Genomic DNA, 22,378 nt, shown 5'->3' on the forward strand with positions numbered 1-22,378 from the left:
GTCATGCCGCTTGCGAGGTTTCGTGATGCGCGCATTCGGGCGGGGTGCAGGCGCCCCCCTTCAGCGACGCATCATATTTGAACAGCGTCGAGCAATAGGGGCAGATGATCTCGTGGTCGGAGCCCATGTCGAGGAAGACATGGGGATGGTCGAAGGGCGGCTTGGCGCCGATGCACATGAACTCATGCGCGCCGACATGGATCACGGCCACGCCGGAATCATTGTGGAAATGCGGAATGCCCGTCTCGGCCATGATCGTCGCTCTGCGAATGGGATGTCTTGTAGTGAATCGAAGATCTTGCAGTGATGCTGGCGCGCAAACTAGCGCGCGCCGCCGGCCCGCGCCAGTGCGCGATTGCCTCAGGGCGATATCGCGGTGTCGCGGGATCAGCGAAAGCAAGCCTTGGCGAGAGCCGAGACGCGGCTGCGCTCCTCGGGGCTGAGCGCATTCTCAAGTACTTTTCGCCAGAGATCCTCGCGCTTGATCGCGTCGACCGTGCAGCCGCAATGCGCCCGACAGGCGTCGGCGTCGCGCGCTCCTTGCATGCAGCTACGCTCGCAGGACTGCATGAAGGGCTTTTCGTCCGAGGGCCGCGCGATCGCAAACTGCGTCGCCAGCATGAGTGCCCCGATGAAGAGCGGCTGGTGCACGAGATAGACCAGCAGGCTGTTGCGGCCGCCCCAGGCGACGACCTGCGCGGGCAAAGCGCGCGGCCGCCAGCCGGCGAGGCGCGATGGCGCGAGACGCGGCAGAGCCAGTCGCGCCAGCACGATCCCGGTCAGAACCCAGCCGAACCAGGGGAAAACAGGCACGAAATCGGCGCTGGCTGGAACCTCCTGGGCCAGTCCGAGCCAGAGCAGCCACGATTGGTCGAGGACGGGATGGACAGTCAGATACGGCGCCGCCAGATACGGCACGGCAAAGACGATGAGCGCGGCCAGCGCGACGGCAAGTGTCGGCAGCCACAGGAAGGGCAGGGCGATGACGCTCGCCAGCGTGACCTGATGCAGGATGCCGAAGAAGATGAAGTAGTCGGGCATGGCGAACCAGGTGCCGACCGTCACCAGCGCGGCCGCGCCCGCGACCATGGCGAGGCGCTTCAGATAGGCGTGGCGGTTTAGATAGACTTGGCGGTTCAGCCCGTTGCGGGTCGCGAGCACGAGGCTGACGCCCACCAGCATCAGGAAGCTTGCGGCGATCGAGCGGGCGAACCAGTGCCAGCCCGGCTCGAGCGGGGTGTCGACGTCGATCAGCTCGAAATAGGCGAGGTCATAGGTGAAGTGGAAGACGAACATCGCCAGCAGGGCGATGCCGCGCGCCAGATCGATGAACGCGAAGCGGGGGCGGGCGACGGTCGGTGTCGGGCTGGGGTCGGCAGTGCTCATATCCGTCTTCATAGGCAAGCGGCGTCAGGCCCGCTACCCAAAGCAGCGGCTGCATGGCAGGGAGAGGGCAACGCCAACGGCCCAAGCGATCGCGATCATGCAGAGTTTCTCATCCGACGGAGTCAATCTCGCCTATATCGATCTCGCGCCGACGAGCGAGGTTGCGCGTGGCGAGACGATGATGCTCGTGCACGGCTTCGGCTCCAGCCACATGGTCAACTGGGTCAACACCCAATGGACGAAGACGCTGACCCATGCTGGATACCGCGTCGTCGCGCTCGACAATCGCGGCCATGGCCAGAGCGAGAAGCTCTATGAGCCGGCCGCCTATTCCTCGCAGATCATGGCCGAAGATGTGCGCCGCCTGATGGACCATCTCGACATCGCCCGCGCGGCGGTGATGGGCTATTCGATGGGGGCGCGGATCTCGGCGCATCTGGCGCTGGCGCATCCAGATCGCCTGCGGGCGCTGCTGCTGGGCGGGCTCGGCATCCATCTGGTCGAGGGCGTCGGCCTGCCGCTGGGCATTGCGGATGCCATGGAGGCGCCCTCGCTCGATGTCCTGACCGACCCGATGCAGCGGATGTTCCGCGCTTTCGCCGAGGCGACCAAGAGCGATCTCAGGGCGCTGGCCGCCTGTATCAGGGGCTCGCGCCAGACATTGACTGCCGCGCAGGTCGGGCAGATCGCGGCGCCGACCCTGGTCAGCGTCGGCACGAAGGATGATGTCGCTGGCTCCGGGCCGGAGCTTGCGACGCTGATCCCGAATGCCGAAGCGTTCGACATCGAGGGCCGCGACCACAATCTCGCCGTCGGCGACAAGAGCCACAAACAGGCGGTGCTGGATTTCTTGGCGCGCGTCTGAATTGGTGGGTCGGTGGGCGGGAAAGCAGAGTCCCGTCAGGGTTTTGCGCCGGGAGGCTGCGGTCTTGATTCAAGCGGGTGCGGGGCCGATCTGACCCTTCCGCGTTTTCGCGTTTGGCGGTCCACCACCGCAATGTGCTAGAGTTTGAATTCGTCGTACGTCTCCATCGGAGAATGATCATGCCGTCTGGGCGCTCCGTCATAGAAGCACGCGATCCCGCGACCGGGCTCGACCGTGTCGATCCAGTCTGGGCCAGGCTGCGGCGCGAGGCCGAAGAGGCCGTCGCAGCCGAGCCGTCGCTCGCAGGTTTGATTATGGCCTCCGTGCTGAACCAGCCGAGCTTCGAGGCGGCGGTCAGTCACCGTGTCGCGACGCGCCTCGGGCATGTGGCGGTCCCCGCCGATCTGATCGCTCAGGCTTTCGAAGAGGCGCTCGCCGCCGATCCGGAGATCAGCCTGGGCATACGGGCCGATGCGCTCGCGGTGATGGACCGCGACCCGGCCTGCTACCGGGTGCTGGAGCCGGTGCTGTTCTTCAAGGGCTTCCACGCCTTGCAGGCGCATCGCCTCGCTCATTGGCTGCACCGGCAGGGGCGGCGCGATTTCGCGCTTTATCTGCAGAGCCGCTCGTCGGAAGTGTTCCAGACTGACATCAACCCGGCTGCGAAGATCGGCAAGGGCATCTTCCTCGACCATGCCACCGGCCTCGTCGTCGGCGAGACCACGGTGATCGAGGACGATGTCTCGATGCTGCAGGACGTGACACTGGGCGGAACCGGCAAGCAGGGCGGCGACCGCCATCCCAAGATCCGCAAGGGCGTGCTGATCGGCGCCGGCGCCAAGATCCTCGGCAATATCGAGATCGGCCAATGCGCACGCGTCGCGGCGGGCTCGGTCGTGCTGCAGGCCGTGCCGCGCAACAAGACAGTCGCCGGCGTACCGGCCAAGGTCGTCGGCGAGGCCGGCTGCGCCGAGCCGTCGCGCTCGATGGATCAGATCCTGGCCGGGGATTGCGGCAGCGCGATCTGAGCCGGTTGTGCCTGCGTTTCGAGCAGATCGAGCGCGATCTCGCGCCGGCTGCCATGCGCGCTTGCTTGTGAGTTCAGGACGAGCGTCAGCGCGTCGCCGGTCGGCATCGCGTCCTTGAAGGGGGCGATGAGCCTGCCGTCGCGCAGATGCGGCGCGATCAGGCTCATCCGGCCCATCAGCACGCCGGAGCCGGAGAGCGCGGCGTCGAGCGCCAGGCTGTAGAGCGAGAAGGAGGGGCCGCGGGTCGGGTCGATCGTCCCGATGCCCCCGGTGAAGGCGAGCCAGCGCCGCCAATCCTCCCGCCAGACAGCGTCATGCAACAAGGTCGCGCGCGCCAGATCACCGACGCTTGTGAGCGTGTGCGCGAGTGCAGGCGCGCAGACCGGCAGGAGCATGTCCGGGCCCAGCGTCAGCGCATCGACGGGGCGCGCCTCGGGGCTGAGATAAAACAGTGCCAGATCATGCGGCTCGCGGCGTGGATCCGGCGGCTGCTCCATCGCCGAGACGGAGATATGCAGTCCGGGAAACGCCGCCTGCAGTGCGGCCAGGCGCGGCGAGAGCCAGAGCTGGGCGATGCAGGGCAGGGCGGCGATGGTCAGTGCGCGGTCCTCATGCCCGGCGCGCAAGTCCTGCCCTGCGCGTAAGTCCTGCACAGCTTGTCCCAGCGTGTCGAAGCCGCGCGTCAGCTTGGGCAGGGCGTTGCGCGCTCCCTCTGTGAGTTCCACCCCCTGGGCGAGGCGGCGGAACAGCGGGAAGCCGAGCCAGGCCTCCAACTGCCGGATCTGCTGCGTCACCGCGCCGGCCGTGACGCCGAGCTCTTCGGCTGCCTTGACGAAGCTCTCGCAGCGCGCCGCCGCCTCGAAAGCCCGCAAGGCGTTGAGGGAGGGCAGGCGAGGGCGCGGTGGTTTGACGGGCATAAGAGGCCATCTCTTAGGCTGAGATTTTCTCTGCCTGCGAGCGAGGATTACTCGTTTGCGCGGCGCGGCGCAAACCGGTCATATCCCTCGCATCATGCGGAATTGCCGCGAGGAGGAACGATCGATGACGGCTCTGGGCAGGCGCGACTGGGTTCCGCAGGCGAGCGAGGATTACGTGCTCGGCATCGCCGCTGAGACGGCCGGCCAGTCGCTCGACGCGGTCGAGGCGCGGATCGCGGCGCTGACGGTCGAGAACCGCAACATCCATGAGCGCGACTGCATCAACCTCAATCCCGCGACCAATGTGATGAACCCCAAGGCCGAGGCCGTGCTTGCGGCGGGGCTCGGCGCCCGGCCCTCGCTCGGATATCCCGGTGACAAATACGAGATGGGGCTGGAGGCGATCGAAAAGATCGAGATCATCGCCGCCGAACTCGCCGCCGAGGTCTTTGGCGCAAAATATGCCGAGATCCGCGTGCCCTCCGGCGCCATCGCCAATCTCTACGCCTTCATGGTCGCGGCCAGGCCCGGCGATTGCATCATCGCGCCGCCGGGCGCGATCGGCGGCCATGTCACGCATCATGGCGCCGGTGCGGCCGGGCTTTACGGCATCGTTACGCATCCCGCCCCGGTCGATCCGGTGAACTACACCGTCGACCTTGCACGCCTGCGTGAGGATGCCTTGCGGTTGAGGCCCAAGCTGATCTCGATCGGCGGCAGCCTCAACCTCTTCGCCCATCCGATCCGCGAGATCCGCGCGATCGCCGACGAAATCGGCGCGATCGTGCTGTTCGACGCCGCGCATATGTCGGGCATGATCGCTGGCCATGGCTGGCAGCAGCCGCTGGAGGAGGGGGCTCATCTGATGACGATGAGCACCTATAAGAGCCTGGGCGGACCGCCCTCGGGCCTGATCGTCACCAACGACGCCGATATCGCCAAGCGGCTCGACGCGATTGCCTATCCGGGCCTGACCGCGAATTTCGACGCGGCGAAATCGGCCTCGCTGGCGATCACGCTGCTCGACTGGAAGGCGCATGGTCGTGCTTACGCACAGATGATGGCCGAGACGGCCAAGGCGCTGGGCGAGGCGCTGGTCGAGCGGCAGGTGCCGGTCTTCGCACGTGATCGCGGCCTTACGACCTCACATCAATTCGCCATCGAGGCTCACAGCTATGGCGGCGGCCAGGCAGCGGCCAAGACGCTGCGCGCCGTCAACATCCTGAGCTGTGGCATCGGCCTGCCCCTGCCAGAGGTGACTGGAGACGTGAACGGGCTCAGGCTCGGCACGCCCGAGATCGTGCGCTTCGGCATGACGCCCGCCGACATGCCCGAATTGGCCGGTTACATCGCCGAGGGGCTGAACGGCTCGCGGCCGGCGGAAGCGGTGGCGAAGGATGTCACGGCGTTCCGTGGGCGCTTCCGCGCGTTGCACTTCATGCGGTGAGGGGGGCGCGCGACGGGCTCATGCAAGGCGCCGGCTCTCGACCCATTGTCGCTCTCCTCAAGTCCCGGTAGCCGCGACCGCTGCCGGGACGCTGCTGGACCAGTATCGCTTTGGCGCCCGTCCAAGGACGCGCTTGAATGCGTTGCCGAATGCGCTTTCTGATGCGTAACCGAGCTGCGCTGCCAGGCTCGCCACTGAGCCTTCGTTTCGGCGCAGCGCTTCGCGGGCGACCTGCATGCGCCAGCGCAGCAGATAGTCGAGCGGTGAGGTGCCGACCAAATCCTTGAAGCGGAGCGCAAAGCCGGATCGTGACATGCCGACGGCCGAAGCGAGCTCGCTGACGGTCCATTGGCGGCCGACATCGCCATGCATCAAATTGAGGGCCGCTCCAATTCTTCGGTCGGCGAGCGCGCCGATCCACCCGGTGCCGTCATTGCCGTGAAGCGCCACATAGCCGCGAAGGGCTTGGACGAGCAAAATATCGGCCAGGCGATGCGTTATCAGGGATGAGCCGATCCGCGAGGACCGGATTTCCCCGTCGAGAATCTCGAGCGTGCCGCGGAGGACCGCCGCGGCCGGATCCTGAGCCGGGATGTGAATCAGCGGAGGCAGGGCATCGAGCAGGAGTTGTGCGTTGCCGGCGTGAAAAACGAAGGCTCCGCCGAGCAACACTGTCTCGGCGCCGCCGTGATGAGCGACGTCGGAATGCGCCCAGTCGAACAGCGCAATCCCATCTTCTGGCAGCTTCCGTGGGTCATTGGCGATCACATAGGGCGGTGCGTTCGTCAGCAGAAAGGTGTCGCCCGCTTCGAGCTGGTACGGCTGTTCGTCTTGGAGCGTGATCCAGCATTGCCCGCGCAGAACCGCGACGAATTTCAGGGCAGGTTTCGCGGGAAACTGTAACGCCCACGCGCCGCCCGCTTCGAGGCGGGTGCAGCGAGCGCTCCGCATATCGAGCAAGGAGAGGGCCTCGGATAACGGGTCCACCACAGAACTGGAGGATGGCGACGATTTCATGGCGTGTTGCGCATAGATCATCCGCTGCCCGGCTGCAATGAATCCCGGAAAGGGAGACAATCATGTCGGACATTACGGACAAGGTCGTTGCCATTACGGGCGCAAGCAGCGGCATCGGGGAAGCAACCGCGCTCCTGCTTGCCGGGCGCGGCGCGAAGCTGGTCCTCGGTGCGCGCCGGGCGGATCGGCTTGAAGCACTTGCCGCGCGCATCACGGCAGCGGGCGGGGAGGCGATCTATACAGTCACGGACGTCAGGCGGCGCGATGACCTTGCCAGCCTCGTCGCTCTTGCTTGTGATCGACACGGCAAGCTCGACGTTCTCGTGAGCAATGCCGGCGTGGGGCCGATCTCGTTCTTCGACGATCTATGCGTCGATGAGTGGGAGGAGATGATCGACGTCAATCTCAAGGGTTTTCTGTATGGCGTTGCCGCAACGCTGCCTGTTTTCCGCAAGCAGGGCTTCGGGCATTTCGTCACCGTCCTCTCGACGGCCGGGCTCAGGATCGTGCCGCAGCAAGGTGTCTACGCCGGAACGAAGAACGCTGTGCGCACCATCTCGGAGGCTCTGCGCCAGGAGGCTGGAGACAAGCTGCGTGTAACAGGCGTTTCGCCGGGCTTCGTTCACACGGATTTTGCTGAAACCATAAAGGATCCGGGCAGCAAAGCAGCCGTGATCGCAAAACGAGACAGGATCGCGATTCCGCCAGAAGCGATTGCGCGCGGCATCGCGTTTGCCATTGAACAGCCCGCCAATGTCGATGTGGGCGATATCGTTATCCGTCCGACCGCGCAGGATTAGCTCGGTCTCGCGTGAACGGCGGACTTCTTGCCGAGGACGAGCGGAGTGCTGCTCCGGTAGCAGCTCGCTGTCACGGCTTTGCGCCGCTTGCGCAACGCGCGAGCATCTCCACCCTCAGCGCTGCCTCCGAGACAACATGCGGCCCACCGAGCCAGACCGACTCGACGCAGTCTGTACCGTCGCACACCGGCCGCGCCGCCTCGCTGGGGCTGTTGAAGGAGGAGGCCTTGGCGATGCGGCCGCGATTGGGAGCCTCGATCGCGATCTCGCGGGCGTCGAGGAAGGGCCTGAACGGCGCGCAGCCGAGAGAAGCGGTGAGCAAGGATGTGACGGTATTGCGTGGGCGCTTTCGCGCGTTGCACTTCACCCGGTGAGGGCCGGCGCCCCGAAGCACTTGACCATCGGCTACCGAGCTTTCACAGTCGTCGTCATTCCAGGGAGATCCCCGGCAAGGGGCTGAGACACCGCTGGCAGACCGGGAAACCCGGACAAGCGCGCGGAAATCCTTCGAACCTGATCCGGTTCATACCGGCGGAGGGATGGATTTCCCGGCTTGAAGCCGGCGGCCCGCAAGGCCGCAGATATCCTCGCCCCCCGTCGCGGCGAGGAGTTTGCGATGAGAGGCCCACCCGACACCAGTTTGCGCCACCAGCAGGCCACTCCGCCCGATGCTCCGGCGCCGCCGACCTCGACGGATGTCGCCATCATCGGCGGTGGCGTGATCGGCCTGATGACCGGCTGGCGCCTGCTGTGCGCTGGCCTGCGGGTCGCACTTTTCGAGCGCGGCACGATCGGCCAGGGCGCGAGCCTCGCTGCGACCGGAATGCTGGCGGCGGCCGCCGAATTCGAGCCCGGCGGCGAGGAGCATGTCGCGCTCGCGCTGGAGAGCCAGCGCCTCTGGCCCGGCTTTGCCGCCGAATTATCGGCCGATGGCGGGCTCGATATCGACTATCGCAGGGATGGCGTCCTGCTTGTCGCCACGACGCGCGACGAGGTGGCGCGGCTGCGTTTCCGCCATGAGATGCAGCGGCGGGCCGGACTCGCGACGGAGTGGCTCGACGGTGCCGCCTCCCGAAGCCTCGAGCCCGGCCTGAGGCCCTCCGTCGTGGCCGGCATCCATTGTCCCGGCGATCATCAGGTCGACCCGGTCAGGGTGATCGCGGCCCTGCGCCAAGCCTTCATCGAACGTGGCGGCATCCTGCTCGAAGGCTTGGCGGCAACGCCTTGGCTGCAAGCTGGGCGCGCCGTGGGCGTCACGACAAAGCAAGGGCCGGTGAAGGCCGGAATCGTCGTCGCTGCCGGTGGGGCCTGGACCGAGATAGCGGAGCTCTCCCTGCCATTGCGGCCACTCAAGGGGCAGTCGCTGGCGCTGGCATGCCCGCCGCGCCGGCCGATCCTTTCGCGCATGGTCTGGACCGACCAGGTCCATCTCGCCCCCAAGAGCGACGGCACGCTGATCGTCGGCGCGACCATGGAGGAGTGCGGCTTCGACGATGCCGTGACCGCTGGCGGCGTCTACGCGCTGCTTGAAGGCGCGCGGCGCGTCCTGCCCGGCATCGAGGATCTGCCGATCGCCGCGATCTGGTCGGGCTTCCGCCCCACCAGCGCCGACGACGCCCCGATCCTCGGTGAGACCCGGATTCCAGGCCTGCTCCTCGCCACGGGCCACCATCGCAACGGCTATCTGCTGGCCCCCGTCACCGCGGCGGCGATCTCGCAGCTCATCACCGAGGGAGGCATCACAGGGCCGGCCGCATCCTTCGGACCGGAGCGCTTTTCAGCACAGGAGGCAGTGGCATGAAGCTCATCGTCAATGGACGCGATCACGATAGCGCGGCGGTGGATCTGCTGGCGCTCTGGCGGGAGCGCACGGCCGAGCTCGATCTGCCGGGCCCGCAGGGCTTCGCCATCGCGCTGAACGGGATGGTGGTGAAGCAGTCGCAATGGCAGGTCACGCGTCTGGCGTCCGGTGACCGCGTCGAAATCATTCGCGCCTTTCAAGGAGGTTGAGATGACCGTTGCGGAACAGCCCTTCATCCTGGCCGGAACGCAATTCAGCTCCCGCCTGCTGATCGGGACGGCCGGCTATCCCAACCAGCGCATCATGGTGGATGCGGTCGCCGCCAGCGGCGCGGAGATCGTGACCCTGTCGCTGCGCCGGATTTCGCTGGCGGGCCATGGCTCCGATACGGCGCAGCTCTTGTCCAGCTACCGCTTCCTGCCCAACACCGCCGGCTGCGAGACGGCGCGTGACGCCGTCCTGACCGCGGAGCTCGCTCGCGAGGCGCTTGGAACCAACTGGATCAAGCTCGAAGTCATCGGCGACCGCGAGACGCTCTATCCCGATGTCGGGGAGTTGCTGGAGGCGACGCGCCAGCTGGTCGAGATGGGCTTCGTCGTGCTGCCCTATTGCAATGACGATCCGGTGGTTTGCGCGCGTCTCGCCGATCTCGGCGCAGCCGCCGTGATGCCGATGGGCTCGCTGATCGGCTCCGGCATGGGGGTCGCCAACCCTGCCAATCTCGAACTGATCTGCGCGCGCTCGGCCGTTCCCGTGATCGTCGATGCCGGGCTGGGCACGGCGTCGGACGCCGCCATCGCGATGGAATGCGGCGCGAGCGCCGTGCTGCTCAACACCGCGATCGCCAGGGCGAACGATCCGGTTCGGATGGCGCGCGCCATGCGCCACGCCGTCGCGGCCGGCTGGAATGCGCGCGGGGCAGGTCGCATTCCGCGCCGCGGCCGCGCCGAGGCGTCGAGCCCCCAGCTCGGGCTCGTCGGTTCGTGATCGTTCCGGCGACGAGCCCGAGCCAAGGCGGCAAAAGTGCTAGGCTTTGCCGCTCTGGTAGCGCGCGAGCATCTCGGCTTTCAGCGCTGCCTCCGAGACGACATGCGAGCCGCCGAGCCAGACCGACTCGATGCGGCCTGTATCGTCGCGCACCAGCCGCGCCGTTTCGCCGGGGCTGTTGAAGGAGGAGGCTTTGATGATGCGGCCGCGATCGGGCGCTTCGATCGCGATCTCTCCGGCATCGAGGAACGGGCTGAACAGCGTCGGGTTGGCAACCAGTACCTTGTCGGCGAAGGGCACGAGGTCGCCGGGATTCCAGATCGTCCACCAGCGGCCGGCCCATTCCTTGGTCGCGGCCGAGGGTGCGCCGAGCTCCTGGAAGCGCTTGAGAATCTGGACGATGCCGTCGAGCCAGGGATGGGCGAGGCCGTCGATGGCGTTGGTCAGCACGGAGATCGTCAGATCCTGCTCCGGCAGGACAATGGTGCGGGTGATGAAGCCCTGGAAGCCGCCGGAATGGCCGAACCAGGCCCAGTCGCCCTCGCCACCGGAGATGGTGCCGAGCCCGTAATGGCGACCGAGGCTGCTTTCCTCGTCGGTCCAGAGCCGGCGACTCATCTCGCGGCGATTGAGGGGGGAGAGGATGCTGCGCTCGGCCTTTGGCGAGAGCTGCGCGAAATAGCGCGCGACATCGGCGGCCGTGGCGACGAAGCCGGCTGCCGAAATCATCGCCTGGCAAGGGTTGTCGCCGGGTACGACGACGCGATGTCCGAGCGGCCATTTCGGGCTGTGTCCCCGGGCCATCGGGCCGGTCCAGAGGCCGATATCGGGCCTGGTTTCGGCAAGCCCGACTGCTGCTACGACCTCCCTGGCGATCCAGTCGGCATAGGGCTCGCCCGTCACCGCCTCGATCACCAGGCCGAGCAGGCCGAAGCCGTGATTGGAATATTTGAGGCGCTGCGAGGCGGGCAGGATGGGCGGCAATGCCAGGTCGGCGAGCAGTTCGGCTTTGTCACAATAGGGCTTGCGGTCGAAGAACTGGCCGTTGTCAGGGCCGTCGCGCGTCAGGCCGGCGCTGTTGGAGAGGAGCTGCGCCAGCGTCACCGTCGCGACCTCGGGATGGAGGCCGGGCACGAAGCTGCCCGCCTTGTCGTCGAGGCGAAGGCGGCCGGCTTCGACCAGGCGCAGGATGCCGGCGGAGGTGAAGCTCTTCGAGTGCGAGGCGATGCGGAAGCCGTGGCGCGGCGTCAGCGCCTCGCCGGTGGCGATATCCGCCTTGCCGAAGGCGGCTTCCAGAACGATCTCCTGTCCGTTGGCTATGGCGATGGAGCAGCCCGGCTGGTCGTGATGGCGAAGCTGGAATTCGAGCCAGCTGGAGACATAGGCGAGGGCGGCAGGCAGCCACGGCGTCATGGGGAGATCCATCATGAGCGAAGGGAGTGCCCACTATTGCAGATCGCGCCGGCGCGTGCAGGCGCCGGGCGACGGTGGCCATGCGGGAATGGGAGGGCGGCACTCGCGATGACGAGCAGGGGAGCCGTCGATCTGCGGCTCCACAGCCTTCCGGCTTGCCCTTCCGGCCCCGCCATGGCATCCGTCCCGGCAACCGATAAGGACCGATACCGTGGACAAGACAGAACTCGCCAAGCTCGAAGGCTACCTGCGCCGCACCTTCGCCAACCATGCGATCAGCGTGCGGGCGCGCATGAAGAAGAACGATTCAGCCGAAGTTTATCTGGCCGAGGAGTTCATCGGCATCATCCATGTCGATGACGAGGACGGCGATCGCTCGTTCAACTTCACCATGGCAATCCTCGACGTCGATCTCGAGGACTGAGCCGCCGGCCCCGAAGCGCTACTCCGGAGGCCGTCTGACGCGGTTTTCTGCGCTTCCGGTGCTCACGGACGAAAAGTCCGCTCCGCTCCGGTTCTCGAAATCCGCGCCAGCCGACTCACCGGAGCGCACCTCGAGACCGGCTTGCGGCGTGCCTAAAAAGTGCTCAGCGCAGCATGCCGTCGATGGTGCGGCGGACGCCGCCGATCATCAGCTCCCAATCGGCGATGATCCGGCGCGGGAAGCGGATGTTGACGTCGATGCCGCGGTGGCGAAACGTCACCCGGCAGAGCTCGTCGAGCGAGGCGCCTGCTGCGGTGTCGAGCGGGCAGCGCGCCGCGAAGCCGCGCCCGTCGGGCACGGAGACATAGAGTTCGTCGCCCTCATAGGGCGAGCCTTTGCGGAAGCCGCGCACCACGAGCCCACCGGGATTGGACCAGACTGTCGGCGTCAGGAAACGGGCATAGACGGCAAGTTGCGTCGCCGGCTCGTTGACCTTGTCGGGCGGGCTCAGCGTCACCAGCAGTCGGGTGCGGTTCTGGGCCGGGCCGAGATCGGGCCAGCCCAGCCTGAGGCGCACCATGCCGACGAGGCGGCTCGAATCATCGGCCTCGGCGCCGGTCAGGTCCTGCGGCACCATCAGCACGCTGTCGCCGATGCGGGCGGGCTGGAGCGTCGTCCCCGTCTCGCGTCCCCTATGAGTGGCGTAGAGGCCAAGGCCGGTCGCAGCCGCGCCAAGCAGCATGATTGCGAAGGCGGCCTTCACCAGTGCGGAATCGGCGCGCGGCAGCGGCGGCGGAGGCCGCCTCAGGCGCGAGCGGACCATGGCCGCGAGATCGGCGGCCAATTGGGCGGAATGCTCTTGGGACAGGAACGCGGTCACGTGCGGGGCCTTCTGAGCCTGACGCCGGAAAGCTGGGACAGGTTTCCGGACGACATCGTGCTCTCCCTGACGGGAGACGGATGGATCGATGAGGTTCAGTGAAGCAGAGGCCGCTTAAGGGAGCGTAAACCATGATCGCGCGGGCGGCGGCGCGTTGCTGGGCGCGCGAGTGACGTGGCGGCGGCCGGTTAACCATTGCTTATGAGTTTTCTTCACAGTTCGTAAACCATGCGCCAAGGTGGAAGGGTCCGGTTCGGAGTGCCCGCCCTTGTCGATCGAGCCCGCTGCCTATGATGCGCTGCAGGCGCTGTTCATCGGCTTCGCCTTTGCCGGTTTGCTTGCCAGCGCGTTCGAGTTGTTCACGACGCAGCGCGCCGATTTCCGCTTGCTGCAGGCCGGTGGATTGGCGGCGGTCGCGAGCGTTCCCGTTGTCGTCTTCAGCGCACCCTTCCTGATCCTGCGCAACACCGTGCGCGGCCGACGTATCGAGGGGCGGCCCTTCATCTTCGTCATGCTGGCGAGCATGATCGCCTCGCTCTGGAGCATGGCCTCGGGACGCGTGGTGCTCGACCTGCTGCATCTTCTCGGCGGCGCTTGACGGAAGGCTGGCCGGGCCTGCAATCCTGCATGCAGATCCTGCCTGCATGGCAGGTCCTGGAAGGATATTGGCCCATGGCGCTCTACTCGCTTGACGGAACCGCCCCGGAAACCCCGCCCGAAGGTGACTGGTGGCTCGCACCCGAGGCGCATCTGATCGGCCGGGTCAGGATCGGCGCCGAGGTCGGCATCTGGTTCGGCGCGGTCTTGCGCGGCGACAATGAATGGATCGAGATCGGCGCGGGCAGCAATATCCAGGAAGGCTGCGTGCTGCACACCGATATGGGTTTTCCGCTGCGTGTTGGCGCAGGCTGCACGATTGGCCATCGCGCCATCCTGCATGGCTGCATCATCGGCGAGAACAGCCTGGTGGGCATGGGGGCGACGGTGCTGAACGGCGCCAGGATCGGCACCAACTGCCTCGTCGGCGCCAATGCGCTGGTAACGGAAGGCAAGGAGTTTCCCGACAATTCGCTGATTGTCGGCTCGCCGGCGCGGGCTGTTAGGACGCTCGATGCGGCGGCCGCTGCCGGCATCACCGCCTCGGCGCGGGGCTATGTCGCGCGCTGGAAGCAGTTCGCGGCCGGGCTGCAACGCCTCGGCTGAGCCGGATGATCCCATCTGAGATCAGAATCCGTCTCTGATCCAAGGGTGAGGCCAGGATGCGAATAGCCGGCGCCCGGTTCTTCGCATTCTGCTCTGAGCCCGAAAAAGGATCGGGCCGGTTCCCCGGGGAAGAGGAACCGGCCCTATGGCGAAACCCAGTCTTGGGGGACGGGTGGGGACGTGACCGAGCCTCGCCGTCAGATGGGAGACCAACTGCGGTGCAAGGCCGCAAGCGAGTCTCCAAGAGGGTGTTGCAGCGCCCGCAGCAGGGCGCTCGCGTGATGAACGGGTGTCAGCGCACCGAGGCGACGGTCGGCGTCTGGGCGCCGCCGAGCGAGGTCCAGCCCGTCTGGTACTGGGATTCGCGCTTCACATAGACATAGCCCGTCTGGTTCCAGGGCAGGATGGCGTTGCGCTTGTTGTCGAGAATGAAGTCGCCGCGATCGGTGCGGATCATCAGCACGGCATGGCCGGCGTTCTCCTCGTCGATCACGACCGTCATCAGCATGGCGCGGCGCGGAATGCCGGCCTCGGCCAGGCGCTTGCGCTTCAGCAGTGCATAGTCCTCGCAGTCGCCCTTGCCGTCATCGGGGATGTCCCAGTGGTCGACGACGCCCCAATGCTCCTGATCGGTCACCGGCTCGATCTCGCGATTGATCTTGCCGTTGACCGCAACGACGGTCTTCCACAGCTTCGCCGTCATCTCGACGCGCTCGGGCTCGCTGGTGTTGACCCGGCATTCCGACGGCACGCGCTTGCAGAAGTCGGTCCAGGCATAGGGCGCACGCGCCTCGCCCGAGGCAGAAATCGGCAGGCTCGCGACCGGAATGCCGCCGGGCGACTGGGCCTTAACCTGCGTCGCGCCGGTGCCAATGACCAGAGCGACCAGCGCCGATCCGATAAAGTTGCGGTGAATTGAAAGCATGATGTCCCCTTTCCTTGTCCCGGGGATGACCATGCTCAGTGCGGATGGATTTCGATTGAAATGAAAACAAGCAAATTTATGTATTTCGCCGTTCCGGGCTTGGTATGAAAGTCAGTATAAATCGACCCAAAATGGGAAGGTAAGAAATGTGAGCGCTGGCTTTAGCGCGCATTAACTATGAGATGCCCGCTAACGCATCCAGGTTTGATTAACTTTAGCGAAGTGTTTCGCGGATGCCGGTTCCGCCATGGCGCTTGCCTGCCGATCGGGAGCTGATGTCGCCGATCAGCGCGCTTCAGCGCCCGGAGCGAGGCAGAGACCGGCGACGATCTCGTCGAGATGCCTGAACAGGGAGGCCGGCCGCTGCGCCTGCAGTGCGTCGGCGTTGGTGAAGCCCCAGGCGACGGCGCCGAAGGCCATGCCGGCCTCGCGGGCGGCCTCGGCATCCCTGATCTCGTCGCCGATGCAGATGCATTGCCGATGCGGGATGTGGGCCTCCTTCGCCAGCCGCCTGAACTTCGTCGCCTTGCCGAACAAACCCGCTCCGCAGGCATAATGCGTGATCAAGGCCGCGGTCTCGGGCCCCAATGTGCGCCGGATATTGCGCTCGGAGTTGGAGCTCGCGATGGCGAGCACATAGCCCTCCTGCTTCAGCCTGAGCAGCATGGCGTGAATGCCGTCGAAGAGCGGGATCTGCTCGCTGTCGCGGGCGGCAAGGCTACGGATATGGCGGGCAATGAAGGGCAGCTTCCAGCTCGCAACGCCAAGATGGGCAATGACCTGCCGCGCGCTCTGGCCTCTCAGCGTATCGACCTCATGCGCCGCGACGCGACGAAAGCGGTAACGATCGGCGACGCCGTTCATCACCCCCACGAACCAGGGGTAGGTGTCGGCGAGGGTTCCGTCGAAGTCGAAGATGATGAGTCGATAGGCGGTGACCAAGGCGTCGCGGCGTCCCAGTGATACGGGTCACTGCTTTGGTCGTAGTCTGCGCGTCGCGCAAGAGCCGGCTATGCAGTTTGCCGCCGAGGCGTGGCCGTGGAACGCGCTGTTCAGGCTGCGGCCCGCACCGGGGCGCTGTGTTCTAGAGCTCGAGATTCTCGTCGAGCAGGTCCGCCGAGAGCGGGAAGCGGAATTCGGCGGCAAAACCGCCGTCGAAGCGGCGCACGATCTTGGCGGGCGTCGAACCGATCTTCACCGGCATGCCCATGGGCAGATCGAGATCGGTCGAGAAGGCCGTGCCCGACAGCGAGATGTCGATGATGCGCACGACATGCTCGATGCCGTCCTCCATCGTCAGGATCGAGCGCGGATTGCGCGGCACGATGCGCTCGTGGCGGCGATCTTCGGGCAGGCCCAATTCGTCGCGATTGGCGAGCCAGGTGAGCTGGGCGGTGAATTTCTCGCGTTTACGGCTGGTTGCGGTGATGGTCATCGCGAAGCCCTCCATCGTGGTGCGTACGGCGACGCCCTCGATGCGGCCGAGATGCTCCAGATAGACGATGACGCGATCACCCGGCGCCGCCTTGGCTGGCGCGGCAAGATGCAGGCCTCCGGGCGAGATGTCGACCGACTGGCAGGGGTATTCCATGCGGTTGGGCAGCATGTAGCGACCCAGCAGAACGACCTTCATACGATAGTGCCGCCTGCGCTCGGCAGCACGGGAGACCGTACGGGGCGTTTGCAATGCGCTCAACATCAATGGGACCAGCCTGATTCCGGCTGACCCTAGTCGCGTTCGGGTTAACGCTTGGTTAGGCTTTCAGAGTCTGCCGCCGGGAAGGACCATCAATTTTGGCGGCCCCGCGCGCATCGGCGGCTCTGAGGCGCGCTGGGATGGAACGGGCGGCCAGAGCATGCGCAGCGAGATCATGCGCATCGCGGCCAATGTGTCGAGGCCGAGCCAGGCGGGCGTGACCGCCGGCGACAGCGCGCCCAGCACGCGCGCATGGGTCCGGCCGCGATAGCGCAGGGGCAGCAGCAAAAGTTCGAGATAGACCGGTGCGCCGGTCTTCGTCTCACCCGAGAGTCCGGCGACGGCGCCAGCCGTCTCGTCCATCACGGTCTGGACGAGACGGCGCATCTCGCCTTGCGATTCGACATCGGGCCACAGCGCGGTGAAGGCGCGGCCGCGCAGTTCGTTGCCGATGAGGGCGCAGAGCCGCGTCCCCGCCAGCCGGAAAACCGGGCCGATCGGTTCGTTTTCCAGCACGAAGGTATCGGCCAGCGCATGTCGCAGCGCGCCGGGTTCGATCTCGCCACGTTCGGGGGCGGCGCGGTCGCCGCGCAACGCGTCCCAATATTCGTGGACCAGTCGGGTGCTCGTATTCTTCATTGCGCGTCCAATGCTGCCTGTCGTCCCCCTCCGGCACGGCTTGCGTGCCGCGATGGGCCACAAGCGTCAGGAGGAAGGACAATCGGGTCCTCACGGGAATCGAGGACGCAGTCGGCATGCCGTCTTGCCATGCCGGGGGCGGGGCGGCCTGCGCAGGGGTCGGTTAAGGTTAATGAAAGCTTAGGATTGTGGATAACTCGTTAGAATGTATCATAAATTTTAACGGCTCCGCGGGGGCGGAGGGGAAGTGACCCCGGCGCAGGCTTTAACGGCCTGCACCGGTCGCAGCCTGGAGGAGGGAGAGCCGCGAGGCTCTCCCTTTTTTATGTCTCCGGGCGTTCGCGTTTACGTGCGCAGGCTTGCGTCGGCCTGCGCCATCGGCAAGGGTTGGCCTGCATGTCGGACACATCCTCCGGTCCTGGCGCCCCTCCCGGGCGCGAGCCGATCCTGAACCTTCCCGCCGTCATTATCTGGCTGGTGGCGCTGCTGGCGCTGATCCAGGCCGGGCGCGGCTTGCTGTCCGACTATAACGACTACTTGGTGATGTCCTGGTTCGCCTTCGTGCCGGCGCGATTGACCATCTGGTTCGCGCCCGACCGGCTGGAGGAGGTCCTGAGCGCGTTGGCGCTGTCGCTGCAGGGGCAGGATCTCGCCGACCGGCTCGGCCTCGCCCGGCTGCTTCTGGCCGATGGCGGCCCAAAGCTCTGGACGCTGCTCAGCTACGGCCTGTTGCACGGCTCCTGGGTGCATCTGATCTCGAACGTCGTCTGGCTCGCAGCTTTCGGCAGCCCGGTCGCGCGCCGACTCGGTACAGGACGCTTCCTCAATCTGATGGGCCTGTCGACCATCGGCGGCGCGCTGCTGCACTGGTGGTCGCGCGATCTCGACGTGCTGCCGCTGGTGGGCGCCTCGGCTGGAGTCGCCGGCGCCACCGCGGCGGCCGCGCGCTTCGTCTTCGCCCCTGGCCTGCGCTTTGGGGCGCTCGGAGATGACGCGGTCGTCAAGGCAATCCCCGCCGAGCGCATCGGCCAGATCTGGCGCAATTCGCGGGCGCTCCTGTTCATCGGAATCTGGTTCGTCACCAACATCCTGTTCGGTTCCGGGCTCGTGCCGATCTTCGGCGAGGAGACCAGCATCGCCTGGGAGGCCCATATCGGCGGCTTCCTCGTCGGCCTGCTGCTGTTTCCGCTTCTGGACAAAGGCGCGGTCAAAACCTAACGCGGCTAGGGCTTTGGTTCTGCATCGGCTTGTTCCGAAAACCGGTTCCCACTTTTCGGGCCGATGCTCTCATCTAAAAAGTCAGAGCAGGATCGATAGCGAAAAACCGGTTTCCACTTTTCGCATCCTGCTCGATGGCCAAAGGAGCCTTGCCTGCGCCCCGGTCTTCCCTCACACTTACGTCATTGCGAAGGACTTGGAACTGCCTCCTTGGCGAGTCGATCCGTCAGCGGCCGGACTCCAGTCCCGCTGAACGCGTGCCGGTCAACGGCGCCACCTGAAAAAGGAGGATCGTTTCTATGAACGTCGCTCAACTTCTCGGTGACAAGGGCCATGATGTGATCTCGGTGCAACCGCACCGCACATTGGCCGAAGCCGTGCGTACCCTCAGCGAAAAGCGCATCGGCGCGGTGGTGGTGACGGGCGCGGACGGCGCACTCGTCGGCATCCTGTCGGAGCGTGACATCATCCGCGCGCTCGGCGCGAACGGTGCGGCGGCACTGGAGATGCCGGTCTCGCGGGCGATGACCGCCAAGGTCGTGACCTGCCGGCCGCAGACCAGCATGGACGAACTGATGGAGATGATGACGTCGGGCCGGTTCCGGCATGTCCCGATCGTCGAGAACGGCAAGATCGCCGGCATCGTCTCGATCGGCGACGTCGTGAAGCACCGCGTCGCCGAGATCGAGGCGGAGAGCCGCGCGATGCGCGATTATATTGCGATGGCCTGAAGCTAGGGGCGCAACCAGCTTAGTCGACGCTGGCCGTGCGGCTGCCGACCATGGCCTCGATCTCGTCCAGGACGCGCTGGGTGGCCTGGCGGCCGAGTTCGAAGGCCTCGTCGGCGCGGTGGAAATCGAATAGGCCGATGCGGCCGAGCTTTGGGCCGATCATCACATCGGGCGGGTCGCCGGCGAGACGCGAGCGCGAGATCCGGTCCTGCGTGATGTTGAAGGCGTCGATCATGACGCCGGCGAGCCCAGGCCGATCGCTGCTGGGGCGGCCGACCATGCCGCGCACACGCTTGGCCGCACCGGTGATGCCGCCGAACCAGCGCGATGTCGGCGGCGTATCGAGTTCGGGCTCGGGATCGGGTTCGGCCGCGTGGCTCTGGATGGTGGTGCCGCGTCCGGTGAGATCGCTGTTGAGATTGACGCAGATGACGACGTCGGCGCCCATCGCGCGCGCGGCCGTAACCGGCACCGGGTTGACCAGCGCGCCGTCCATCAGCCAGCGCCCGCTGAGCTTCACGGGGTCGAAGACGCCGGGCAGGGCATAGGAGGCACGCAGCGCCTCGACCAGCGGGCCATGCGTCAGCCAGATCTCGTGGCCAGAGCCGAGTTCGGTGGCAATCGCCACGAAACGCACCGGCAGCGCCTCGATGCGGGTGTCGGTGAGGTCGCGCTCCAGGAGCCGCTTGAGCCGCCCGCCGGCGATGAGCCCGGCCCCGCCGATATGAAAATCCATCAGCCCGACGACACGACGCTTGGTCAGGCTGATCGCGAAGTCCGACAGCTCCGTGAGCTTGCCGGCGGCGAAGCAGCCGCCAACGACGGCGCCGATCGAGGTTCCCGCGATCACGTCGGGGCGATAGCCGGCCTCCGTCAGCGCCTGAATCACGCCGATATGGGCCCAGCCGCGCGCCGCTCCGCCACCGAGCGCAAGCCCGATCCGAGGCCTGCCGCGTCGTGGCGGCGCCGCGATGGTCATGTCGTTCATCGTGGCTCCACCTCCGCCTAGCCCAAAGGCATGCTTGGCGATGTCATCCCACAACATGGACCCGATCCCCCGCGGGAGGAACAGAGTCGCAGGCGAGGATGAGGGAATCATGAATAGGGCCGGCTGACCCTTGCGGATATCTGCGGCTTTTGTCGAAAACATGAAGGCTTGGTGAAAGGATCACCACCGCCGCGGCTCATCCTGCTCTCACTCCTGGATGAGAGACGGTTTCAGGCGAATGCAAGCGGCCGGAAGCCGGTGCCCCGCTGTACGTCGCGGCCCAGTGGCTGGCGCCGGTAGAAGCAGGAATGCCGCCCGGTATGGCAGCAGCCGCCATCGCCGGCGACGTTGACCTTGAGCCAGACCGCGTCCTGGTCGCAATCGACCCGCATTTCGACGATCGTCTGAATCTGCCCTGAAGTCGCGCCCTTATGCCAGAGCTCCTTGCGCGAGCGCGACCAATACCAAGCCTCGCCGGTTTCGATGCTGCGCTGCAAGGCCTCGGCGTTCATATGCGCGACCATCAGCAATTCGCCCGTCACCGCGTCGGTCGTGACGCAGGTGACGAGGCCGTTCGCGTCGAAGCGGGGGCTGAGCGCGTCGCCCTCCTCGAGGGCTTGTTTGTCCGTGGCGACCGGGAAGAGGCTCATGGGGGCTCCGGAAGGGCAAAGGGCGCGTCGACTTGACGCGCCCTTGTAGGGATGCAGGCAAGCGCTGCCAATCTGCCTTCTGCCCGGCCTATAGACCAGGCGACTTGACCATGGTGAAGAAGCGGACCTGTTCGGCGGGATCCTTGAAGACGCCGGTATATTGCGTCGTCATGGTCGAGGAGCCCTGCTTCTGCACGCCGCGCATCGACATGCACATATGCTCGGCCTCGATCAGCACGGCGACGCCGCGGGGCTTCAGCACCTTGTCGATGACCTGAGCGATCTGCGCTGTCATCGTCTCCTGCGTCTGCAGGCGGCGCGCATAGACGTCGACGATGCGGGCGAGCTTGGACAGGCCGACCACGCCCTTGGACGGGTAGTAGCCGATATGCGCCTTGCCGACGAAGGGCACCATGTGGTGCTCGCAATGCGAATAAAACGGGATGTCGCGCACCAGGACCATGTCCTTGTAGCCCTCGACCTCCTCAAAGACGCGTTCGAGAACCTCGTGCGCGTCCTCGTGATAGCCCTTGTAGAATTCCCGATAGGCCTTGGTGACGCGGCGCGGCGTGTCCGTGAGGCCTTCGCGCGAGGGATCGTCACCGGCCCAGAGGATCAGCGTGCGCACCGCTTCCTCGGCCTGTTCCTGCGTCGGCTTCTTGATCAGAAACTTGTCTGCAGAGGGGCTGAGCACCCGCTCGACGGACAAGGACTTAACCACAGGGTTCATGTGGTGCCTCCCGTTTACGATGACATGTCCCGCGGCTGGGCCGGCCAAAGACCGGAGCACGGGGCTGCGACAAGTTCCACTCCTGTGGCAGGATGCGCTTGCACGCTCTCCCGCCCGCTGATGATCCACCCTATATTGGGTGGATGCACCGGTCACTCCAGACCCCGGTGGAGACCGAGATATGCTGAGCGACGTCTATAACAAGCGGATCCTCGAACTTGCAGGCAATATTCCGCTGCTGGAAAGGCTGCCGGCTCCCGATGCCACCGCCAGGGCGCATTCCAAGCTATGCGGCTCGACGGTGACAGTCGATGTCAGCATGGAGGGCGATGTCGTCACTGCCTTCGGGCATGAGGTGAAGGCCTGCGCGCTCGGACAGGCCTCGTCCTCGATCATGGCGCGTCATGTCGTGGGTTCCACGGCCGACGAACTGCGCCGCGTTCGCGAGCAGGCGCGGGCCATCCTGAAGGAGAATGCCGAGCCGCCGAGCGGGAAATGGAGCGATCTGTCCGTGCTCGTGCCGGTGCGTGACTACAAGGCGCGCCATGCCTCGACCATGCTGACCTTCGACGCGGTGGTGGACGCGATCGGCCAGATCGAAGCGCGGCGGCAGCAGGCGGCCGAATAGGCTTT

At 66.0% G+C, this 22,378-nt stretch carries 27 protein-coding genes and 1 riboswitch; of the genes, 13 read left to right on the forward strand and 14 right to left on the reverse strand.

Going from position 1 to position 22,378, the window contains the following annotated elements:
* Nucleotide 1: 1 nt before the first annotated feature.
* The gene (locus BMZ97_RS20550; RefSeq protein WP_092173910.1) at nucleotides 2-253 is read right to left on the reverse strand and encodes a zinc-finger domain-containing protein; all 252 of its coding nucleotides are present in this window, start codon (nucleotides 251-253) and stop codon (nucleotides 2-4) included.
* Between the two features lie 134 nt (nucleotides 254-387).
* Entirely contained in the window at nucleotides 388-1,386 is a 999-nt protein-coding gene (locus BMZ97_RS20555; RefSeq protein WP_175525646.1) for an acetyltransferase domain-containing protein, read from the reverse strand.
* 97 nt (nucleotides 1,387-1,483) lie between these two features.
* Between BMZ97_RS20555 and BMZ97_RS20560 the strand changes: the two genes are divergently transcribed.
* Nucleotides 1,484-2,251 (forward strand): alpha/beta fold hydrolase, encoded by a 768-nt coding sequence (locus tag BMZ97_RS20560; protein WP_092173915.1) that lies wholly within the window; start codon nucleotides 1,484-1,486, stop codon nucleotides 2,249-2,251.
* 179 nt (nucleotides 2,252-2,430) lie between these two features.
* Complete coding sequence (gene cysE / locus BMZ97_RS20565; RefSeq protein ID WP_092174119.1) at nucleotides 2,431-3,279, forward strand: serine O-acetyltransferase; 849 nt, start codon at nucleotides 2,431-2,433, stop codon at nucleotides 3,277-3,279.
* Here the strand turns inward: cysE and BMZ97_RS20570 are convergent.
* Nucleotides 3,243-4,196: a LysR family transcriptional regulator gene (locus BMZ97_RS20570; protein ID WP_092173917.1), complete on the reverse strand. Its 954-nt coding sequence runs from the start codon at nucleotides 4,194-4,196 to the stop codon at nucleotides 3,243-3,245. The genes cysE and BMZ97_RS20570 overlap by 37 nt on opposite strands.
* A 124-nt stretch (nucleotides 4,197-4,320) precedes the next feature.
* On the opposite strand from BMZ97_RS20570, the gene BMZ97_RS20575 reads away from it, so the two are divergent.
* Nucleotides 4,321-5,643, forward strand: coding sequence for a serine hydroxymethyltransferase (locus BMZ97_RS20575; protein WP_092173920.1), 1,323 nt, complete (start codon nucleotides 4,321-4,323; stop codon nucleotides 5,641-5,643).
* 57 nt (nucleotides 5,644-5,700) lie between these two features.
* Here BMZ97_RS20575 and BMZ97_RS20580 read toward each other — a convergent pair whose 3' ends face one another.
* Nucleotides 5,701-6,633, reverse strand: coding sequence for an AraC family transcriptional regulator (locus BMZ97_RS20580; RefSeq protein WP_092173922.1), 933 nt, complete (start codon nucleotides 6,631-6,633; stop codon nucleotides 5,701-5,703).
* Between the two features lie 89 nt (nucleotides 6,634-6,722).
* Between BMZ97_RS20580 and BMZ97_RS20585 the strand changes: the two genes are divergently transcribed.
* A complete protein-coding gene (locus tag BMZ97_RS20585) occupies nucleotides 6,723-7,460 on the forward strand; it encodes an SDR family oxidoreductase (RefSeq protein WP_092173925.1) in 738 nt (245 codons plus the stop codon).
* 70 nt (nucleotides 7,461-7,530) lie between these two features.
* On the opposite strand, the gene BMZ97_RS20590 is transcribed toward BMZ97_RS20585, so the two are convergent.
* Nucleotides 7,531-7,782 carry a hypothetical protein gene (locus BMZ97_RS20590; RefSeq protein WP_092173928.1) on the reverse strand — a complete coding sequence of 84 codons (252 nt, stop codon included), beginning with the start codon at nucleotides 7,780-7,782 and terminating at the stop codon, nucleotides 7,531-7,533.
* 104 nt (nucleotides 7,783-7,886) lie between these two features.
* Nucleotides 7,887-8,017, forward strand: a riboswitch (TPP riboswitch).
* A gap of 59 nt (nucleotides 8,018-8,076) precedes the next feature.
* On the opposite strand from BMZ97_RS20590, the gene thiO reads away from it, so the two are divergent.
* The 3 genes from thiO to BMZ97_RS20605 are packed head-to-tail and all read left to right on the forward strand — an operon-like array spanning nucleotide 8,077 to nucleotide 10,248.
* Nucleotides 8,077-9,261 carry a glycine oxidase ThiO gene (thiO, locus tag BMZ97_RS20595; protein ID WP_092174122.1) on the forward strand — a complete coding sequence of 395 codons (1,185 nt, stop codon included), beginning with the start codon at nucleotides 8,077-8,079 and terminating at the stop codon, nucleotides 9,259-9,261.
* Nucleotides 9,258-9,470, forward strand: coding sequence for a sulfur carrier protein ThiS (gene thiS, locus BMZ97_RS20600; protein ID WP_092173931.1), 213 nt, complete (start codon nucleotides 9,258-9,260; stop codon nucleotides 9,468-9,470). The genes thiO and thiS overlap by 4 nt, the downstream gene beginning before the upstream one ends.
* 1 nt (nucleotide 9,471) lies before the next feature.
* Entirely contained in the window at nucleotides 9,472-10,248 is a 777-nt protein-coding gene (locus BMZ97_RS20605) for a thiazole synthase (RefSeq protein WP_092173934.1), read from the forward strand.
* A 39-nt stretch (nucleotides 10,249-10,287) separates the two neighbouring features.
* On the opposite strand, the gene BMZ97_RS20610 is transcribed toward BMZ97_RS20605, so the two are convergent.
* The gene (locus tag BMZ97_RS20610; protein WP_092173936.1) at nucleotides 10,288-11,661 is read right to left on the reverse strand and encodes a serine hydrolase domain-containing protein; all 1,374 of its coding nucleotides are present in this window, start codon (nucleotides 11,659-11,661) and stop codon (nucleotides 10,288-10,290) included.
* A gap of 211 nt (nucleotides 11,662-11,872) precedes the next feature.
* Between BMZ97_RS20610 and BMZ97_RS20615 the strand changes: the two genes are divergently transcribed.
* Nucleotides 11,873-12,085, forward strand: coding sequence for a DUF3126 family protein (locus BMZ97_RS20615; RefSeq protein WP_092173939.1), 213 nt, complete (start codon nucleotides 11,873-11,875; stop codon nucleotides 12,083-12,085).
* Nucleotides 12,086-12,248: 163 nt separating this feature from the next.
* Here the strand turns inward: BMZ97_RS20615 and BMZ97_RS20620 are convergent, their stop codons facing one another.
* The gene (locus BMZ97_RS20620; protein WP_139221276.1) at nucleotides 12,249-12,965 is read right to left on the reverse strand and encodes a hypothetical protein; all 717 of its coding nucleotides are present in this window, start codon (nucleotides 12,963-12,965) and stop codon (nucleotides 12,249-12,251) included.
* A gap of 268 nt (nucleotides 12,966-13,233) precedes the next feature.
* Between BMZ97_RS20620 and BMZ97_RS20625 the strand changes: the two genes are divergently transcribed.
* Nucleotides 13,234-13,563 carry a DUF6949 family protein gene (locus BMZ97_RS20625; protein ID WP_092173944.1) on the forward strand — a complete coding sequence of 110 codons (330 nt, stop codon included), beginning with the start codon at nucleotides 13,234-13,236 and terminating at the stop codon, nucleotides 13,561-13,563.
* A 74-nt stretch (nucleotides 13,564-13,637) separates the two neighbouring features.
* On the forward strand, nucleotides 13,638-14,168 hold the full coding sequence (locus BMZ97_RS20630; protein ID WP_092173947.1) for a gamma carbonic anhydrase family protein: 531 nt from the start codon (nucleotides 13,638-13,640) through the stop codon (nucleotides 14,166-14,168).
* 292 nt (nucleotides 14,169-14,460) lie between these two features.
* Here the strand turns inward: BMZ97_RS20630 and BMZ97_RS20635 are convergent, their stop codons facing one another.
* The 4 genes from BMZ97_RS20635 to BMZ97_RS20650 all read right to left on the reverse strand — a co-directional run bounded on the left by BMZ97_RS20635 (nucleotide 14,461) and on the right by BMZ97_RS20650 (nucleotide 17,428).
* Nucleotides 14,461-15,093 (reverse strand): transglutaminase-like cysteine peptidase, encoded by a 633-nt coding sequence (locus BMZ97_RS20635; protein ID WP_175525647.1) that lies wholly within the window; start codon nucleotides 15,091-15,093, stop codon nucleotides 14,461-14,463.
* A gap of 285 nt (nucleotides 15,094-15,378) precedes the next feature.
* Nucleotides 15,379-16,035, reverse strand: a complete 657-nt coding sequence (locus BMZ97_RS20640; protein WP_244546517.1) for an HAD hydrolase-like protein — start codon at nucleotides 16,033-16,035, stop codon at nucleotides 15,379-15,381.
* Between the two features lie 142 nt (nucleotides 16,036-16,177).
* Nucleotides 16,178-16,792, reverse strand: a complete 615-nt coding sequence (locus tag BMZ97_RS20645; protein ID WP_092173955.1) for a PilZ domain-containing protein — start codon at nucleotides 16,790-16,792, stop codon at nucleotides 16,178-16,180.
* A 63-nt stretch (nucleotides 16,793-16,855) separates the two neighbouring features.
* The gene (locus tag BMZ97_RS20650) at nucleotides 16,856-17,428 is read right to left on the reverse strand and encodes a PAS domain-containing protein (RefSeq protein WP_092173957.1); all 573 of its coding nucleotides are present in this window, start codon (nucleotides 17,426-17,428) and stop codon (nucleotides 16,856-16,858) included.
* A gap of 396 nt (nucleotides 17,429-17,824) precedes the next feature.
* Here BMZ97_RS20650 and BMZ97_RS20655 point away from each other — a divergent pair, with 396 nt between their 5' ends.
* On the forward strand, nucleotides 17,825-18,646 hold the full coding sequence (locus BMZ97_RS20655; protein WP_092173960.1) for a rhomboid family intramembrane serine protease: 822 nt from the start codon (nucleotides 17,825-17,827) through the stop codon (nucleotides 18,644-18,646).
* Nucleotides 18,647-18,945: 299 nt separating this feature from the next.
* On the forward strand, nucleotides 18,946-19,377 hold the full coding sequence (locus BMZ97_RS20660) for a CBS domain-containing protein (protein WP_092173963.1): 432 nt from the start codon (nucleotides 18,946-18,948) through the stop codon (nucleotides 19,375-19,377).
* Between the two features lie 19 nt (nucleotides 19,378-19,396).
* Here the strand turns inward: BMZ97_RS20660 and BMZ97_RS20665 are convergent, their stop codons facing one another.
* From BMZ97_RS20665 to folE, 3 genes are all read right to left on the reverse strand, one after another.
* Entirely contained in the window at nucleotides 19,397-20,365 is a 969-nt protein-coding gene (locus tag BMZ97_RS20665; protein WP_244546519.1) for a patatin-like phospholipase family protein, read from the reverse strand.
* A gap of 230 nt (nucleotides 20,366-20,595) precedes the next feature.
* Nucleotides 20,596-21,015 carry a phosphoribosyl-AMP cyclohydrolase gene (hisI, locus tag BMZ97_RS20670; protein WP_092173968.1) on the reverse strand — a complete coding sequence of 140 codons (420 nt, stop codon included), beginning with the start codon at nucleotides 21,013-21,015 and terminating at the stop codon, nucleotides 20,596-20,598.
* A gap of 88 nt (nucleotides 21,016-21,103) precedes the next feature.
* Nucleotides 21,104-21,745 carry a GTP cyclohydrolase I FolE gene (gene folE, locus BMZ97_RS20675; protein WP_092173971.1) on the reverse strand — a complete coding sequence of 214 codons (642 nt, stop codon included), beginning with the start codon at nucleotides 21,743-21,745 and terminating at the stop codon, nucleotides 21,104-21,106.
* Nucleotides 21,746-21,926: 181 nt separating this feature from the next.
* Between folE and BMZ97_RS20680 the strand changes: the two genes are divergently transcribed.
* Nucleotides 21,927-22,373, forward strand: a complete 447-nt coding sequence (locus BMZ97_RS20680) for an iron-sulfur cluster assembly scaffold protein (protein ID WP_092173973.1) — start codon at nucleotides 21,927-21,929, stop codon at nucleotides 22,371-22,373.
* The last annotated feature ends 5 nt before the right edge of the window (nucleotides 22,374-22,378 follow it).

The sequence above is a fragment of the Allobosea sp. OK403 genome (assembly GCF_900113835.1).
Taxonomy (GTDB): Bacteria; Pseudomonadota; Alphaproteobacteria; order Rhizobiales; family Beijerinckiaceae; genus Allobosea.